Origin of the sequence: Saccharopolyspora sp. ASAGF58, assembly GCF_012277335.1 — a bacterium.
Classification (GTDB): domain Bacteria; phylum Actinomycetota; class Actinomycetes; order Mycobacteriales; family Pseudonocardiaceae; genus Saccharopolyspora; species Saccharopolyspora hattusasensis.
On record NZ_CP040605.1, the window covers coordinates 6,513,652 to 6,529,968 of the forward strand.

General features: G+C 69.5%; 14 protein-coding genes. 13 read left to right on the top strand and 1 reads right to left on the bottom strand.

Features of this window, described 5'->3' with window-relative positions; translation table 11 throughout:
- Positions 1-294: 294 nt before the first annotated feature.
- The 13 genes from FDZ84_RS30565 to FDZ84_RS30620 all read left to right on the top strand — a co-directional run bounded on the left by FDZ84_RS30565 (position 295) and on the right by FDZ84_RS30620 (position 15,400).
- Complete coding sequence (locus FDZ84_RS30565; RefSeq protein WP_168588697.1) at positions 295-1,236, top strand: aminotransferase class IV; 942 nt, start codon at positions 295-297, stop codon at positions 1,234-1,236.
- A gap of 29 nt (positions 1,237-1,265) precedes the next feature.
- Entirely contained in the window at positions 1,266-2,477 is a 1,212-nt protein-coding gene (locus FDZ84_RS30570) for a fatty acid desaturase (protein WP_168588698.1), read from the top strand.
- Between the two features lie 30 nt (positions 2,478-2,507).
- Positions 2,508-3,563: a class I SAM-dependent methyltransferase gene (locus FDZ84_RS30575; protein ID WP_168588699.1), complete on the top strand. Its 1,056-nt coding sequence runs from the start codon at positions 2,508-2,510 to the stop codon at positions 3,561-3,563.
- Positions 3,564-3,889: 326 nt separating this feature from the next.
- Complete coding sequence (locus FDZ84_RS30580; protein WP_168588700.1) at positions 3,890-4,720, top strand: DeoR/GlpR family DNA-binding transcription regulator; 831 nt, start codon at positions 3,890-3,892, stop codon at positions 4,718-4,720.
- Entirely contained in the window at positions 4,717-6,234 is a 1,518-nt protein-coding gene (locus FDZ84_RS30585; protein ID WP_168588701.1) for an amino acid permease, read from the top strand. Before FDZ84_RS30580 ends, FDZ84_RS30585 begins: the two co-directional genes overlap by 4 nt.
- A complete protein-coding gene (locus tag FDZ84_RS30590; RefSeq protein ID WP_168588702.1) occupies positions 6,231-7,676 on the top strand; it encodes an FGGY family carbohydrate kinase in 1,446 nt (481 codons plus the stop codon). Before FDZ84_RS30585 ends, FDZ84_RS30590 begins: the two co-directional genes overlap by 4 nt.
- Positions 7,673-9,076: an NAD(P)/FAD-dependent oxidoreductase gene (locus FDZ84_RS30595; protein ID WP_168588703.1), complete on the top strand. Its 1,404-nt coding sequence runs from the start codon at positions 7,673-7,675 to the stop codon at positions 9,074-9,076. Before FDZ84_RS30590 ends, FDZ84_RS30595 begins: the two co-directional genes overlap by 4 nt.
- Positions 9,073-10,332 (top strand): NAD(P)/FAD-dependent oxidoreductase, encoded by a 1,260-nt coding sequence (locus FDZ84_RS30600; protein WP_168588704.1) that lies wholly within the window; start codon positions 9,073-9,075, stop codon positions 10,330-10,332. Before FDZ84_RS30595 ends, FDZ84_RS30600 begins: the two co-directional genes overlap by 4 nt.
- On the top strand, positions 10,329-10,511 hold the full coding sequence (locus tag FDZ84_RS38185) for a hypothetical protein (RefSeq protein WP_210435219.1): 183 nt from the start codon (positions 10,329-10,331) through the stop codon (positions 10,509-10,511). The genes FDZ84_RS30600 and FDZ84_RS38185 overlap by 4 nt, the downstream gene beginning before the upstream one ends.
- A 46-nt stretch (positions 10,512-10,557) precedes the next feature.
- Complete coding sequence (locus FDZ84_RS30605) at positions 10,558-13,734, top strand: arabinosyltransferase domain-containing protein (RefSeq protein WP_168588705.1); 3,177 nt, start codon at positions 10,558-10,560, stop codon at positions 13,732-13,734.
- Positions 13,735-13,854: 120 nt separating this feature from the next.
- Entirely contained in the window at positions 13,855-14,775 is a 921-nt protein-coding gene (locus tag FDZ84_RS30610) for an AEC family transporter (RefSeq protein WP_168588706.1), read from the top strand.
- Positions 14,772-15,098 carry a hypothetical protein gene (locus tag FDZ84_RS30615; RefSeq protein WP_168588707.1) on the top strand — a complete coding sequence of 109 codons (327 nt, stop codon included), beginning with the start codon at positions 14,772-14,774 and terminating at the stop codon, positions 15,096-15,098. Before FDZ84_RS30610 ends, FDZ84_RS30615 begins: the two co-directional genes overlap by 4 nt.
- Positions 15,099-15,172: 74 nt before the next feature.
- Complete coding sequence (locus FDZ84_RS30620) at positions 15,173-15,400, top strand: hypothetical protein (RefSeq protein ID WP_371812709.1); 228 nt, start codon at positions 15,173-15,175, stop codon at positions 15,398-15,400.
- On the opposite strand, the gene FDZ84_RS30625 is transcribed toward FDZ84_RS30620, so the two are convergent.
- Complete coding sequence (locus FDZ84_RS30625; RefSeq protein ID WP_168588708.1) at positions 15,379-16,317, bottom strand: RluA family pseudouridine synthase; 939 nt, start codon at positions 16,315-16,317, stop codon at positions 15,379-15,381. The two genes, FDZ84_RS30620 and FDZ84_RS30625, sit on opposite strands and share 22 nt — an antisense overlap.

Sequence of the window (16,317 nt, forward strand, 5' to 3'; positions counted from 1 at the left end):
CTAGCCGGATTTCTTGATTCCACGTTGCTACAGGCAGGTGAATCACATCAACCGCCCGATCGGACGCGTTGACGAGTGGGGCTCAACGGTGGGACATTCTTCCAGGTTTGCTCCCGGGGTGGTCGCTTAAAAATCCATTATGGACAACTTCGTCTGTCATTTTTCCGAAGTATCCGGTAACGGGTGGTGAGGATTCCCTGACAAGGTCCTGCGGTCCCGGAACGTTAGCTGGTTGCGGCTCGGGGGGAACAACGCCGGCCCCAACGGTTCTTGCGCGAGTCAAGGAGGGCGTCCATGAATGAAACCCACGCACCGCTGGTCTGGTGGCACGGTGAGGTCGTGCCCTGGGACCAGGCCCGTATTCCGGTCACTGCGCTGCGCGGACTGACCGTGTTCGACGGCCTCCGCGCGTACTGGCGGCCGGAGCAAAAGCGGTTCGCGGTGGTGCAGGTGGACGGCCATCTGAACCGCCTCCGGTCGGCCGCCGAGCTGCTGCACGTTCCGGAGAACGGTTTGATTGACCAGTTGGACAAGGGAATGGCCGATCTCCTAGCGGCGACCAGCTTCCGCGAGGACGTCTACCTACGCCTGACCGTGTACATCGACTCCGGCCGGTCCAATGTGTACCCCGACGCGCTGTCGCCGGGGCAGTCGCTGGATGAGTTCGCCCCGATGGATTCGTTCATCTCGTTGCACCAGATCGGTCCCCGCTTCGACGAACCGATCAGCTGCGTGATCAGCTCCTGGCAGCGCACCCAGGACACGTCCTTCCCGGTGCTGGTGAAGACCGGTGCGTCCTACGCGGCGCTGAGGCTGGGGCGGGTCGAGGCGAAGAAGGCGGGAGCCGACCAGGCGATCCTGCTCAACAACCGCGGCATGGTGGCGGAAACCGCCGAAGCGGTGATCTTTATGGTCCGCCACGGCCGGCTGTACACGCCCCCGCTGTCCGACGGAGTCCTGGACAGCCTGACCCGGGAGACCGTGATCCAGCTGGCTCGCAGAGAACTCGCTCTTACGGTCGAGGAGTGTTCGATCACCCGCTCCGAGCTGTACACCGCCGACGAGGTCTTCATCTGTGGTACCTGGGAGGAGATCCGGGTGGTCGGCTCGATCGACGGCATCCAGCCGCGCAACCCGGAAGCCCCGATCTCCCACGCGTTGCGGCAAGCCTACCTCGACATGTGCACCGGGCGGCGCCCTCCGATCGAACCCGACTTCGTGCGATTGCTGCCTTGACGGAACCAGCATTGCAGAGGTGAGAACAGGTGCGCGACCAAGAACTGCGTCCCGACGCATCAACCGCGACGCCGGGCGGAGCACCCGACCCGCGGGAGACCATGCGGGTGCTACCTGGATTCCTCCAACCCGCCCTCACGTGGCTCACCGGCAAACCGCTGGGAGGCCAGCGGCCGTGGCAGCTCACGCCGCTGCACCACCTGTGGGCCAGCGTGCTGCCCATTGTCGCGGGAATCGCGCTGGGAGCTGCGGTGGTGGGCGCGGGGTGGTGGATGCTGTTGCTGCCGGCCTCCTGGCTGCTTACCACGCACGGCATCCGGAAGCTGCGGGTGATGATCGTCCACCAGTGTTCGCACGCGAACTTCCTGCGGCGCAAGCAGATCGACACCGCGATCGGCAGCGCGATCGCGTTGCTGCTGGTGACACAGGAGTACGGCGAGTACAAGAGTGAGCACGTCAGCGACCACCACTCCAGCAACCACATGACGTTGAAGGATCCCACCGTCCAGTTCCTGATGCTGGTCCTGGGCATGCGTGTCGGCATGACCCGCCGGCAACTGTGGCGCAGAATGCTCGCGGGTGTCTTCTCGCCGCGTCTGCAGGCGAAGGCGACTTACTCGCGGATCGCCTCGCACCTCCGGGGCACCGCTGCCTGGTACCGGGCGCTGTTCCTGGCGCTGGTCGGCGGGCAGCTCATGGTGGTCATCGCACTCGGGATCTGGGTCGAGTACCTCGTCGTGTGGGTGTTCCCCCTAGTGTTCCTGTTCAACGCCGCAGCCACGATCCGCCTTTCATCGCGACACATCTTCCCGGCCCGCGGACCGGTGTGTAAGGGGCGGGCAACGGTGGCCGGGTATACCCACGGCGTCTTCTTCGGCGAAGCCGCGCCTGGCCCCGACGTGTCCGGTGTCCGGCGGGTTCTGAGCTGGTCGCGGTGGTGGCGGCGGATGCTGTTCGTGCACCTGCCGGCGCGCCTGTTCGTCTTCGTCGGCGACGGGCCGTGCCATGACTACCACCACCGGTTCCCACGCTCGCGGGACTGGGCGAACTACATCTTCGCCCGGCACCGCGACATCGCCGCCGGGCATCCGGGCTGGCCGCCCTACACCGAAGTGTGGGGTCTGGTGGCCGCCATCAACGCGGTGTTCACCACGCTGAGCGCGGCCGACCGGCAGTTGTACGACGTCTCCCAGGTCACGTCGGTCAGCCAGCAGGAACTCCTGTCGGCCTTCGAAGAGTAGTCCCGCAACGCGGAGGGCTTGCGACGCGCCATGCAGAAAACGAAGCACTCATCCTTCTCCGGTGTCGAAATCCTGCCCGGCACCACGATGCAGGAGTACCTCGACGAGCTCCGGATCCGCCACCCGAGGTTGTACGAGCGCCTTGACCTGGCACGGCTGGACCCCACGCAGCTCGCCCGGATATACGAGGCGCTGGACTGCTTCGCCTCGCCGTTCGACACCAAGGAACACGGCGGTCGCGGTGACGCCTATCGCAGCACCCAGCTCGCGCATCCCCTGGTACGTGGACGGGGGATCAGCAACCTGTGCGAGCTGGCCATACCGGTGGACAGCAGCCCAGCTCGCAGCCTCCTGCTCGACGCGCTCGGCGGCAACGGAACCATGACGCGAGCGATGCGGCTACTCCAGCCGGTCACGGGTCCCGCCATCTTCACCGGAGACGTGGCCGCCCCGATGATCGCCGACGCCTTGGCCCAAGGGCTCCCAGCCGTGCGGCAAGCCACGCAGCGTTGGCTGTTCCGGGATGCGGCACTCGATGGCGTCATCTTCGCCTACGGCACCCACCACATTCCCGTGGACGAGCGCCCGCAGGCGATGGCGGAAGCCCACCGGGTGCTCCGGCCAGGCGGGCGGATCGTCGTGCACGACTTCGAGGAGGGCAGCACCACGGCCCGCTGGTACAGCGAAGCCCTGGACCGCTACACCTACACCGGGCACAAGCACGATCACTTTCTTCGCGAGGAAATGCACGAGTTGCTCGTCACTGCGGGCTTCCACGACGTGCGGGTCCGGTACCTCTACGACCCGTGCGTCGTAGATGCTGACTCCCCGGCAGCAGCACGGCGCGGCGTGATCAACTACATGTACGACCTATTCGCGCTGGCGAAGCTCGTTCCCCCGGACGCGTTGGACGACGAGGACTCCTGGATGATCGTCGATGAGGTCGTCCGTCGCTACGCCACCTTCGGTCCAGACGAACGAGCCAGGCTTGGCGCGCAGGTGGCGGAGCTGACCGTCCGTCCGGCCGGCCGAGGTTTCCGGGCCGAACTCCCCAGGGTGGCGCTCGTCGCGACCGCAACCCGTTGATCCCTGTTCGAAAGAACGTTTCGGCAGCAGGACCGTTTGTGGCTGGTTGCCGCGAGCTGGTCCCGGTGCTCGCGCGCTAGCAGAGGCGTTGAAAGCCGCACTTCTCCTGGCTCGATGGAGGAGGTCAGCGGACCAGCCTGAAGGGCGTCGGCCAGTGACGGTCGGCGCCCTTCAGGCGTTCAGCCGCAGGGACAGGCCGGCCTTGGCGACAGCCCAGCCGCCGGTGCGCCGAGAGTCAGCTCACATCGGCCCGCCTTGACGCCCGCGACCAGCTGATTCCATACTCGTCCACAGTTAGCCACAAATAGCCACAGAAACGGTCAAAGATGCTCGTTGCTGAGCGGCATGCCCGCATCAACCAGGCAATCCGGTCTGGCCGGGTCGTCTCGACGGTGGAGCTCTCCGAGCTGCTGGACGTCTCCACCGAGACCATCCGGCGCGACCTGGCCGAACTGGAGAACAAGGGGGTCCTGGTGCGCGTGCGCGGTGGCGCCGTGCGCACCGGCCACCTCGGCGACGAGGCGCCCTACGTGGAGCGGTCCAGCACGGCGGAGGAGGGCAAGTCGGTCATCGGCAGACTGGCCGCGGAGCTGATCCGGCCCGGTCAGACGATCGCCATCGACGTCGGCACCACCGCCGTGCAGGTCGCCCGCGCCATCCCGAAGGACTTCACCGGCGTGGTGGTGACCTGCTCGATGCGGGCCGCCACCGAGCTCGCCGACGTGCCGGGTGCGGAGGTCCATCTCAGCGGCGGCCGGATGCGGCGCGGCGACCTGGCCCTGTCCGGCCCGGTGACGCAGGACTTCTTCCGGGACATCCACGCTGACGTGGCGTTCCTGGGCTCCGGCGGGCTCGACGCGGAGGCCGGGCTCACCGACTTCCACCTCAACGAATCCCACGTGCGGCGGATCATGATCCGCAACTGCGCCGCGAGCTACGCGCTGGTCGACAGCACCAAGTACCAACGCGTCGCCCCGTACCGGGTCGCGTCGCTCAACCAGATCACCGGCGTCATAACCGACCAGGAGCCCCCTGCCGACCTGGTCCGGGCGGTCGCCGAAGCCGGTGGCCGGATCATCCGGCCCGGGAAGGCGGACTCCGCCGCGGCCGATGAGGCATCGCCGTCCGAGGCGGCAGGGAAGGAAGGGCAGAAATGACAACGCCTGGTGAACGCGGTGCGAACGGCCTCTCGGAGTTCGGCTACGCGCAGGAGATGAAGCGCGAGCTCGGCTGGTACACGTCCTTCGCGGTGGCCTTCGGTTTCGTTTCGATCGCGACCGGCATCTTCACCGCCTACGGCTCGGTGCTCAACTCATCGGGGCCGATGGGCATCTGGACCTGGCCGGTGGTGGTCGTCGGCCAGCTGTGCGTGGCGCTGATCTTCGGCGCGCTGGCCGCGCGGATCCCGGTCAGCGGCTACGCGTACCAGTGGATCTCCCGGCTGGCCAACCCGGTCCTGGGCTGGATCATGGGCTGGGTGTCGTTCACCTTCCTCGGCGTGGTCGTCGTCGCCGTGGACTACACGATCGCCGCGACGATCCTGCCCGTGCTGTTCCAGTACCAGGGCACCAACGAGAATGCCTGGGCCATCACCGCGGTCGTGCTGCTGCTGCAAGCGATCCTGGTGGCGCTGTCCACCCGGGCCACGCAGCGGGTGAACAACGTGGCGGTCACCATCCAGCTGATCGGGATGGTGTCGCTGACCGTGCTGCTGTTCGTCGTCGGCGGCGTCACCGGCCAGCTCGACTTCAGCACCCTGTTCAGCACCGGCGACATCCCGCGCGAGTCCTACTTCTCGCTCGGCGGCCTGACCTCGGTCGGCCCGTGGGCCCTGGGTTTCCTGCTCGGCGCGTTCACCATCGTCGGCTTCGAAACAGCGGCGAACCTGGCCGAGGAGACCAAGAACCCGGCGCGGGTGGTGCCTAAGGCGATGGCGCAGGCCGTGGTCGGGCTCGGCGTGCTCGGCATGCTGTTCCTGGTCGCGGTGACGGCGCTGGCCGGTGACCCGGTGGCGCTGGCGCAGTCCGACACCCCGGTCGCGGACGTGATCGCCCGGGTGCTCGGCTCCTACGTCGGCAAGGCGCTGCTGGTGCTGGTCGTGGTCTCGATCTTCTCCTGCGGCCTGGTGATCTCGCTCAGCGGCGCCCGGCTGGTGTGGGCGATGGCCCGGGACAAGCGGTTCCCCGCCTGGCAGCTGCTGAACAAGATCAACGGCTCGACCGGCACCCCGATGAACGCCTCGGTGTTCATGTTCGTGGTCAGCCAGATCGTGCTGGCGCTTTTCGCCCGGTCCACCCAGGCGTTGTTCTCGCTGTTCTCCGCCGCGACGCTGCTGCCGGCGCTGATCTACGCGGCTACCGTGGTCCTCTACGTCGCCAAGCGCAGGAGCCTGCCGCCGTCGAAGGGCTTCGAGCTCGGCCGCCTGGAGATCCCGGTGCTGGTGCTGGCGGTCGTCTGGCTGGCCTACGAGCTGCTGATCTTCCGGGACGCCTCGTTCGCGGAACCCTGGCTCTACGTGCTGGTCATGTTCGCCATCGGCGCGCTCTACCTGATCTACCTGCTGGTGCGCCACGGCGCGAAGAGCCTGACGATGCCGGACCTGCACGACATCGACAAGGCGCTGGACGCCGATCCGCAGCCGGAGAGCAATGCGGGAAGGAACCGGTCATGACCACCGTCCTGGCGATCGATCAGGGAACCTCGGGGACCAAGGCGATGGTCGTCGACGGCGCCGACCAGGTGCTCAGCGTCGTCGAGCTGCCAGTCCGCCCGCACTACCTCTCCGGCGGTGGCGTGGAGCAGGACCCGCAGGAACTGCTGGACTCGGTGCTGGACTCCGGGCAGCAGGCGGTCGCAGCTGCCGGGGTGCCCGTCGAGTGCGTGACGCTGGCCAACCAGGGCGAGACCGTGCTGGCCTGGGATCCGGCGACGGGGCGGGCATTGAGCCAGGCGATCGTCTGGCAGGACCGGCGGGCCGCGGAGATATGCGCGAGGCGCGGGGATTCCGCGGAACTGGTGGGCGAGCGCACCGGGCTGGTGCTGGACCCGTACTTCTCGGCGCCCAAGATGCGCTGGATCCGGGAGCAGCTGACCACCGAGGGCGTGGTGACCACATCGGACACCTGGCTGGTCCACCAGCTCACCGGCGAGTTCGTCACCGACGCCAGCACGGCCAGCCGGTCGCTGCTCACCGACCTCGACTCGGTGTCGTGGGATCCCGAACTGCTGGCGCTGTTCGACCTGGCGGGGGAGGACCTGCCGCGCATCGTCACCAACGACGAGGTCATCGGCGAGACGACCCTCTTCGGGGACCCGGCGGCGGTCGGCGGGCTGGTCGTCGACCAGCAGGCGGCGCTGTTGGCGCAGCGCTGCCTGACGCCCGGCGAGGCGAAGTGCACCTTCGGTACCGGGGCGTTCCTGCTGGCCAACATGGGGCAGGCGCCGGTCCGGTCCAGCTCCGGGCTGGCCGCCTCGGTGGCGTGGCGGGTGCGGGGCCGGACTTCGTACTGCTTCGACGGGCAGGTCGCCACCGCGGCGTCGGCGGTGCGGTGGTTGCAGGGCCTCGGGCTGATCCAGGGCGCATCGGACCTGGATCGCGTCGCGGCCGCCGACAGCGACGGCGTGCTGTGCGTGCCCGCGCTGGCCGGGTTGTCGGCCCCGTGGTGGGCGCCGGACGCGAGGGCGAGCTTCAGCGGGATGACGCTGTCCACAGAAGCCGGGCATCTGGTCAAGGCGGCGCTCGACGGCATCGCCGCCCAGGTCGCCGAGCTCGTCGACTGCGCCGCGCGGGACATCGGCGAACCGCTGTCGCGGCTGCGCGTCGACGGCGGGCTCACCCGCAGCGGGGTGCTGATGCAGGCGGTCGCCGACCTCCTGCAGGTCCAGGTCGACGTGTACCCGTCGGCGCATGCGACGGCGCTCGGTGCGGCCGGCTTCGCCCGCGCCGCAGCCGATCCCGGGCTCCCGCTCGATCAGGCGGTCGTCGACTGGACGCCGAGCACCAGCTTCGCCCCGCAACTGGGCGCCGACACCGCCGCCGCGTTCCGCGCCCGCTGGCGCGCCGCCGTCGACACCGCGCTCACTGGTGATCGCAAGATTCAGGAGGAGTCATGACTTCGGCGCACGACAAGGGGATCGTCGATGTGGCCGTGATCGGTGCCGGGGTCGTCGGTTCGGCGATCGCCCGGCTGCTGTCGGGGCACCAGCTCGACGTGGCGTTGATCGAGTCGCGCTGCGATGTCGGCGACGGCACGAGCAAGGCCAACACGGCGATCCTGCACACCGGCTTCGACGCCAAGCCGGGAACGTTGGAGTCACGGCTGGTGGCCAGGGGGTACCACCTGCTCAAGGCGTACGCCGATGAGACGGGCATCCCGTACGAGCCGACCGGGGCGTTGCTGGTGGCGTGGGACGACGAGCAACTGGCGGCACTGCCGGGGTTGCAGGAGAAGGCCGAGCAGAACGGTTACGCCGAGACCGAGATCGTCGGCCCGGACGAGGTGTACCGGCAGGTGCCGACGTTGGGCCCGGGAGCGCTGGGCGGTTTGACGGTGCCGGGCGAGTCGATCATCTGCACGTGGACCACGAACCTCGCCCTGGCCACGGACGCGGTCCGGCGGGGCACGCGGCTGCTGCGCTCCCATCGAGTCGAATCCGTGACCGTCGGTGCCGACGAGACAGTGCTGCACACCAACCGGGGCGACCTGCGAGCCCGCTGGGTGATCAACGCGGCCGGTCTGGGCAGCGACGTGATCGACGAGCTGTTCGGCCACGACCGGTTCCACCTGCACCCGCGGCGCGGCGAACTGCTGGTCTTCGACAAGCAGACGCGGCCGATGGTGGACAAGATCGTGCTGCCGGTGCCGTCGAAGCTGGGCAAGGGCGTGCTGGTGTCCCCGACGATCTACGGCAACGTGATGCTGGGCCCGACGGCCGAGGACATGACCGACCGCCGGGACACGTCGACCACCGAGGACGGGCACGAGTTCCTGCGGGAGAAGGGGGAGCGGATCATGCCGCAACTCCTCAAGGAGGAGGTGACCGCGACGTACGCGGGATTGCGGGCGGCCAGCGACATCCCGGACTACACCGTGGAGGTCGATGCCGGGCAGCGCTACGCGGTCGCCGGGGGCATCCGCTCCACGGGTTTGACTTCGGGGATGGCGATCGCCGAGCACCTGCTCGGGTTGCTGGGCGAGGCCGGTCTGGAGCTTCTGGAACGCACGAACCTGCCGGAGCCGCCGCTGATGCCGAACATCGGCGAGGCCTACCTGCGGCCCTACGCCGATGGTGCCCGGATCGCGCAGGACCCGGCCTACGGCAAGGTGGTGTGCTTCTGCGAGCGGGTCACCGAGGGCGAGGTCCGGGACGCGCTGAACAGCACGATCCCGCCGTGCGACCTGGATGGATTGCGTCGGCGGACGAGGGCCATGAACGGGCGCTGCCAGGGGTTCTACTGCGGCGCGAACGTGACCGGGATGTTGCAGGACACCGAGACGGAGGCACGCCGATGAGCACGGCACGCACGCGGCTCACCCCGACCGTGGCCATCGTCGGTGCGGGCCCGGCCGGCCTGCGCGCGGCGCAGGAGTTGGCGCCGGCAGTGCCGGGCGAGGTGCTGGTGCTGGACAGGGAGCAGCAGGCCGGGGGAATCCCGCGGCACTGCGCCCACCCCGGTTTCGGGATCCGCGACTTGCACCGGTTCTACAGCGGCCCGGAATACGCCCGGAGGATGGTCGAAAGCGCCGAGCGGGCGGGTGCGATGATCCGCACCGGTGCGATGGCCACCGGCTGGTCGGCCGAGGGCGGGCTCGAGGTGACGAGCCCGGAGGGCCTGTTCGAGGTGCACGCGGAGGCGATCGTGCTGGCCACCGGCGCGCGCGAGCGGCCGCGCACCGCGCGGATGGTGCCCGGCGACCGCCCCGGCGGGGTGTACACGACCGGTCAGCTGCAGAACCTAGTTCACCTGCACCACCGGGAGGTCGGCAGCAAGGCGGTGATCGTCGGCAGCGAACTCGTCTCCTGGTCGGCGGTGCTGACGCTGCGCGACGCGGGCTGCGACACCGTGCTGATGACCAGCGAGCAGCCGAAAATCGAGTCCTACGCGCTGTTCTCGGTTCCGGGCAAGCTGGGCTTGCGGGTTCCGGTGCGCACCCGCACCAAGGTCACCCGGATCATCGGCAAGCACCGGGTGCGGGCCGTCGAAGTAGCAGACCTCGGCACCGAACACCGCGAAACGGTGCCCTGCGACACCGTGGTGTTCACCGGCGACTGGATCCCGGACAACGAGCTCTTCCGCGCCGCCGGGCTGGAACTGGACCCCGGCACGCTCGGCCCGGTGGTGGACACCGAGCTGCGCACCGATCGGCCCGGCGTGTTCGCCGCCGGGAACGTGCTGCACCCGGTCGACACCGCTGATATCGCGGCGCTGGACGGCAAGCAGGTCGCCGCGAGCGTGCTGGACCACCTCCGCAGCAACCGACGCCCCTCGGAGAAGGGCATCCGGATCGTCGCCGACGAGCCGCTGCGGTGGATCTCGCCGATGGTGCGCCGGGTCGGCGACCGCCGGCCCGCCCGCAACCGGCTGCTGGCCTGGGTTGACGAGTACGTGCGGTTCCCGAGGGTCGTGGTGACCCAGAACGGCCGGGTGGTGGCCGAGAAGCGCCTGCCGTGGCCCGCCGCGCCGGGGCGCGTTTTCCGCATCCCCGGCGAGCTGCTCGACGCCGCCCGCCCCGGCGAGGGCGACGTGCACATCTCGCTGCGCCGATGACCACCGGAACCGCCGTCGTCGACCTCGACGGCGTGTTGTACGCGGCGGACACGTTCACGGAACTGGCGATTCACCGCTCGTGCGGTGGGGAACCGGAAAGCGTTGGTAAACGTGCGGCGCCGATGGCGCAGTGCGATCATCGCCGCGCCGGTTATCGGTCCCGCGTTGCGCCTCATTAAGCTCTTCGGGATTGGGAACTTTTCCGGGAGAAGAGGTGGCGGTCGCGTGACTCAGCGGTCCGTGCAGGTCACGCGTCGCGGTTGGGCGTCGAAATCCGCCGGTCTCTGCGCGGCGTTGCTGGGTCTGCTCTCCGCGCTGCTGGCGCTGGCGGTGCCGTTCCTGCCGGTCGAGCACGAGGTCACGACGCTGCAGTGGCCGACCGCGCAGGGCACGAAACCGGTCTCGGCACCGCTGGCCAGCCACGCCCCGCTGTGGCTCGCGGCGGAGGTGCCGTGCGCGGCGGCGCGGAGCCTGGATGCGCGCATCGACGGGCCGGGTGTGCTGATCGCCACGAACGCGCCGTCGTCGGAGTACGGCGGGCTGACCGGGATGACCCTGCAGGTCGACGCCGGGCAGGTCACGCTTTGGTCGAAGGGGCACCAGGCCGGCACCGCCACCCTGCCCGAGGGCGACTGCTTCATCTCCGTGCACTCGGACGCGGCCGGCACGCAGGCGTGCGTGGGCGGGCTGCCGCTGGCCGCGGTGCCCGGCGATCAGCGGCCGCAGCTGACCGGCATCCACTCACAGCTCGACTCCGCGCTCGACGATGTTCGCGGCCTGGATTTCCAGGCGCGGGTGGACAACCGCTTCGCGAGCCAGGCGACTCCGCTGAAGGTCGCCGTGATGGTGCTGGCCGTCCTGGCGTTCCTTGGTTCGATGATCGCGTTGCGCCGCCTGGAGATCCGGCGGGCGCCGCGCCTGGTCCCGCCGGGGTGGTGGCGGCCGGACGTCCGCGACGTCGCCGTGCTCGGCGCGCTGGGCGTGTGGTGGCTGATCGGCGCGATGACCGCCGACGACGGCTACATCCTGACCATGCTGCGCGCGGCCGACAGCGCCGGGTACGTCACCAACTACTTCCGCTGGTTCGGCAACCCGGAATCGCCCTTCGGGTGGTTCTACGAGATTTACGCGCTGTGGGTGCAGATCTCGCCCGCGACGCCGTGGGTGCGGTTGCCCGCGCTGTTCCTCGGGGTCGTCAGCTGGCTGCTCGTCAGCCGCGGCGTGCTGCCGCGGCTCGGGCAGCAGGTGAGGCGCAGCAAGTCCGCGGGCTGGGCCGCGGCGGCGGTGTTCCTGGCATTCTGGCTGCCCTACAACAACGGTCTCCGGCCGGAACCGGTCGTCGTGGCGTTCTTCCTGCTCGCGCTTTGCGCAGTCGAGCGGGCGGTCGCCACCCGGCGGCTGACTCCCGCCGCTCTCGGGCTCGTCGCGGCGGCGTTGGGCCTGGGCGCGAACCCGCACGGAATGGTCGCGGTGCTGCCGTTCGTCGTGGCCGCGAAGCCGCTGCTCCGGATGCTATGGCAGCGTGTGCGGGAACGCGGCGCGCTGCCGGTGCTGGCCCCCGTCGCGGCGGCCGGGCTGGTGATCCTCGTCGGCGTCTTCTTCGACCAGACCCTGCAGTCAGTGCTGGACTCGGTGGCGCTGAAGACCAAGTTCGGCCCGAACGAGCAGTGGTACGAGGAGCTCAGCCGCTACGACCGGCTGTTCGGCCAGTGGCCGGACGGGTCGTTGACGCGCCGATTCCCGGTGCTGCTGCTGGTCCTGTGCCTCGTGGCGAGCGGAGTGGTGCTGCTGCGCCGGCACAAGATTCGCGGCGCCGCGCTGGGCCCGAGCCGCCGCGTGCTGGCGGTGGCCGCGCTGAGCTTCGTGGTGCTGGCCATGACGCCCACGAAGCACACGCACCACTTCGGGATCCTCGCCGGGATCGGTGCGGTGGTGGCCGCGCTGACTGCGTTGGCGACGAGCGCGGCCGTGCTGCGATCCCGGCGCAACCGGGCGGGCTTCTTCGCCGGTCTCATGGTCATCTGCGCCTTCTCCGTCACCGGCACGAACTCGTGGTGGTACGTCTCGGGTTGGGGCGTGCCGTGGTTCGACCGGGCGCCGAGCCTCGACGGGCGAAGCGTGAGCACGTACTTCCTGGCGGCAGCGGCGGTGGCCGGTGTCGTCGCCATGGTCGAGCACCTGCGGCACGACGAGCTCCCGGTCATCACGCCGGCCGCACGACGGCGGGTGCTCAGCCTCGGCGCCGCTCCGCTGACTATCACCTGCGCGATCCTGCTGCTCGGTGAGGTGGCGCTGTTCGCCGCGGGAATGCAGCGGCAGCGCGGCGGTTACAGCCTGGGCGCGGACAACATCAAGCAGCTAGCCGGTTCCAGCTGCGGGCTCTCCGACTACGTCGGCGTCGAGACCGATCCCCGGCGAGGTGTGCTCACCGTGTCGCCGTTCCAGCCGGCCGCGGAGAGCGCGGAGTCGGCGAACCGGCGCACCAAGCCGAAGCCCGCCGACTACCTCGCTGCCACCGCGGTCGGCTTCCACCGCTTCGGCTACCCGGGGGGCAAGCAATGGACCCCGCCGTTCGGGTTCGGCGGCGACGACGCGCCGGTGTGGGGCACGTTCTCCGCCGACGACCCCGTCACAGGTGAGCTGCGCACCCCCTGGTACGACCTGCCGCCGCAGGCCACCAGCGGTGAAGCCCCCGTCGTGCTGTCCTTCGGCGGCGACGCCACCGGCGTGAACTCGCTCGGCGTCGAATGGGGCCGGGACACCCCGCAGGGCTTCGAGATCATGGGCCACGTCGACATCGCCCAGCTCAGCGGCATGTGGTGGGATCGCCGGTTCATCGTGGACGGTGCGACGAAGGTCCGGGTGGTGGGCGTGGACCGGAAGATCGACAGCGGTGGCTGGATGGCGGTCAGCGCGCCGCGCGTCCCGCAGTTGACCAGCATGACGAAGGTGATCGGCGACGCCCCCGCCTTCGTGGAATGGACCGCCGCACTGGTGCACCCATGCCTGAACCTCGCGCGCCTGCACAACGGGATCGTGGAGATGCCGCGGTTCCGGGTCGCCGGTGGCGGAATACTGCGCGACATGGGCCAGGGCTGGTCGGCGCCGGGGGCGGGCGGCCCGTTCGGTTGGCTCAACGTGGCGGCCAGCGTCCGCGTGATACCGACCTACCTCGAAGGCGATCTGCACCGCGACTGGGGCTCGCTGTACCTGGTGGACTCCTACCAGTCCGACGCGCTCCCGGCGGAGGCCGCGATGGAGGTCCACTCCGAAACGCATTGGGGGCTTTGGAGCCCGGGACCGCTGACGAAGGCCGTGAAGCTGCCCGGCGGCGCGCCCGGCTCCAGCGGCCGCACCGACCTCAGCCCGCTGGGCCCGGTCCCGGCCGGCGACGCTGCATGATCCGGTGTGAGCATCGCCATGTCCGAGGGACGGCGGCGACCTAGATCGTTTAGGATCGCTAACCGTTGAGGCGTGCTGGTGCACCGGCACCCGACGGGACTTCTGCCGCGCGGAGGCGTCGTGGGTGGCGTGATCGAGGGCTTCGGCGTCATCGCCGCCATCGTGTTGACCGGCTACCTGCTCGGCCGCACCAAGGCACTCGGCGAGAACGGGCGCGAAGTGCTGACCCGGTTGTCCTTCTATGTCGGAACTCCCGCGCTGCTGCTGAAGATGCTGTCGGAATCCGACGTCTCGATCATCTTCTCGACCCCGCTGCTGGTCAGCGCCCTGAGCACGTTCGCGGCCGCGGGGCTGTTCGTGCTGGTCGGCGTGCTGCGCCGGTGGAACATCCGCCGCACGACGATCGGCGCCCTGTGCTCCAGCTACGTCAACGCCGGCAACCTCGGCATCCCGATCGCCGTGTACGTGCTCGGCGATGCGACGCTGGTGGCCCCGGTGATGCTGTTCCAGCTGCTGGTGATGACGCCAATCGGCCTGACCGTGATCGACTTCTCGCGGGCGGGGGAGCGTTCCTCGGCGTGGCTGCGGATCCTCGCGCCGTTCCGCAACCCGATCGTCATCTGCTCGCTGATCGGCGTCGGGATCTCGTTGAGCGGCTGGCGGATCCCGGCGCCGGTGCTGGAGCCGATCGGCCTGCTCGGGAACCTGTCCGTGCCGACGGTGCTGCTCGCGTTCGGCATCTCGTTGCACGGCAGCGCATTGCCCGCGGGCGGCACGGAGCGGTGGCCGGTGCTGCTGTCGGTCGTGTTGAAGTCGGTCGTGCACCCGGTGATCGCCTGGGCGATCGGCGCGGGCCTGTTCGGGATGGAAGGCGCGTCATTGTTCGCCGCGGTGGTGATCTCCGCGCTTCCGGCGGCGCAGAACCTTTTCGTCTATGCCTCCCGCTACGACGTGGGTGTGCGGCTGGCCCGCGAATCGATCTTGCTGTCGACAATCCTGTCCGTGCCAGTGCTTTTCACCGTCACGGCACTGCTTGGTTGACGCGGAGGCGGGTCACCGCTGGTTTCGCCGAGGAGTTCTTCGCACAGTTCCAGGCCGACTCGGCGGACGCCGGCAGGCAGCTCGCCGCGGCCGGCGGCGAGTGCGAGCTCGTCGAGGAAACCGACCAGCACATATCGGCCGTAGGGCACGATCGGCGCCCGGCCGACCGCGCTCTCGGCCTGCTGGCGACGGGCCCGGCGGCGAACGGATTCGGCGGCCCGGGCGATGAGGTCGTGGTCGGTTCGCCGTTGGCGGAGCTGTGCTTGCGTTACCACGGACAGTCAGCCCCGCCCGTGGCCGGCGTGCGCTCCGCGGAGCGTTGATTGCGCACGCAAGTAATCGAACATGGGTTCTAGTCTGGCAAAGTCCTTCCTTGATCGCATCTCGCCGATGACCTGTGACGTCCTGCCAGCACATCCAGCAGCGCGGCACCGTGTACCGGCCGCTGGCGGGCGCGCCGATGCGGCTGCACGCCGCGCTTGCCTGGCACACCGACAACGCCTCCGCCGCTCTGCGCACGGTCCTCGGCATCGCCGAGGAAGCCCTGCCCACTCCCGAGGAGGTTGATCGTCCCGCCAGGAGCGGCGCGCAGCTGGACAAGGGCTATCCGGCCGGAGCCGAATGACCGTCCGCACCGGACCAGCTCGCGAGGATCCGGCGGGATTCGAAGCGGCGCCGCCGACCGCTGATCGGATCGGTGAACTCCAGCGCCTTGGCGAGGAGCTGCAGAGGAGCGGTGAAGTCGTCTGCGGCGCGGTCGCGGACGGTGGGGTAGAGGTCGTCGCCGACGATCGGGATACCGAGACTGTTGAGGTGCACGCGCAGCTGGTGGGTCCGGCCGGTGCGCGGCAGCAGCCGGTAGCGACCAAGGCCGTCGCGGTTCTCGATCAGCTCGATGCGCGTTTCGCTGTTCGGCTCGCCGGGTTCCTCTCGAGCGGCCAGCACGCCGCGATGCTTGACGATCCGGCTGCGCACCGTGCGCGGCATCGCCAAACCCGGGTCGAAGGGGGCGACGGCTTCGTATTCCTTGTGCACCAAGCGGTCGTGGAACAGGGTCTGGTAAGCGCCGCGCAGTTCGGGTTTGAGCACGAACATGACCAGCCCGGCGGTCAGCCGGTCCAACCGGTGCGCCGGGCTGAGCCGCGGCAAGCCGAGGTCCCGTCGCAGCCGCACCAGCGCGGTCTCCACGACATGCCCGCCGCGGGGTGTCGTGGCCAGGAAGTGCGGCTTGTCCACGACCAGCAGGTCGTCGTCGCGGTGCAGAACGTCCAGGCCGAACGGCACCGGTGCCTCGTCGGGCAGGTCGCGGTGGAACCAGATGAACCCGCCGGGCGTGAACGGCGCGCCGGGCCCGAGCGGGCCGTCGACGCCGACGATCCGGCCCTCGCGGAGCATGGCGTCGATGCGTTCCGGGGCGAGCTTAGGTATCCGGTCGACGAGGTGGTCCCGGACGGTGGCCCAGTGGCCGTCGGCGGGCAGTCGCAACCGGACGGGGTCCAGGCCGTGCCGCTGGGGCAGCGGAGACTTGAGCTTGCGTCGCAT

Coding starts and splice junctions, on each gene's coding strand:
- FDZ84_RS30565 (WP_168588697.1), top strand. CDS start 295: ATGAATGAAACCCACGCACCGCTGGTCTGGTGGCACGGTGAGGTCGTG.
- FDZ84_RS30575 (WP_168588699.1), top strand. CDS start 2,508: ATGCAGAAAACGAAGCACTCATCCTTCTCCGGTGTCGAAATCCTGCCC.
- FDZ84_RS30580 (WP_168588700.1), top strand. CDS start 3,890: ATGCTCGTTGCTGAGCGGCATGCCCGCATCAACCAGGCAATCCGGTCT.
- FDZ84_RS30585 (WP_168588701.1), top strand. CDS start 4,717: ATGACAACGCCTGGTGAACGCGGTGCGAACGGCCTCTCGGAGTTCGGC.
- FDZ84_RS30590 (WP_168588702.1), top strand. CDS start 6,231: ATGACCACCGTCCTGGCGATCGATCAGGGAACCTCGGGGACCAAGGCG.
- FDZ84_RS30595 (WP_168588703.1), top strand. CDS start 7,673: ATGACTTCGGCGCACGACAAGGGGATCGTCGATGTGGCCGTGATCGGT.
- FDZ84_RS30600 (WP_168588704.1), top strand. CDS start 9,073: ATGAGCACGGCACGCACGCGGCTCACCCCGACCGTGGCCATCGTCGGT.
- FDZ84_RS38185 (WP_210435219.1), top strand. CDS start 10,329: ATGACCACCGGAACCGCCGTCGTCGACCTCGACGGCGTGTTGTACGCG.
- FDZ84_RS30625 (WP_168588708.1), bottom strand. CDS start 16,317: ATGCGACGCAAGCTCAAGTCTCCGCTGCCCCAGCGGCACGGCCTGGAC.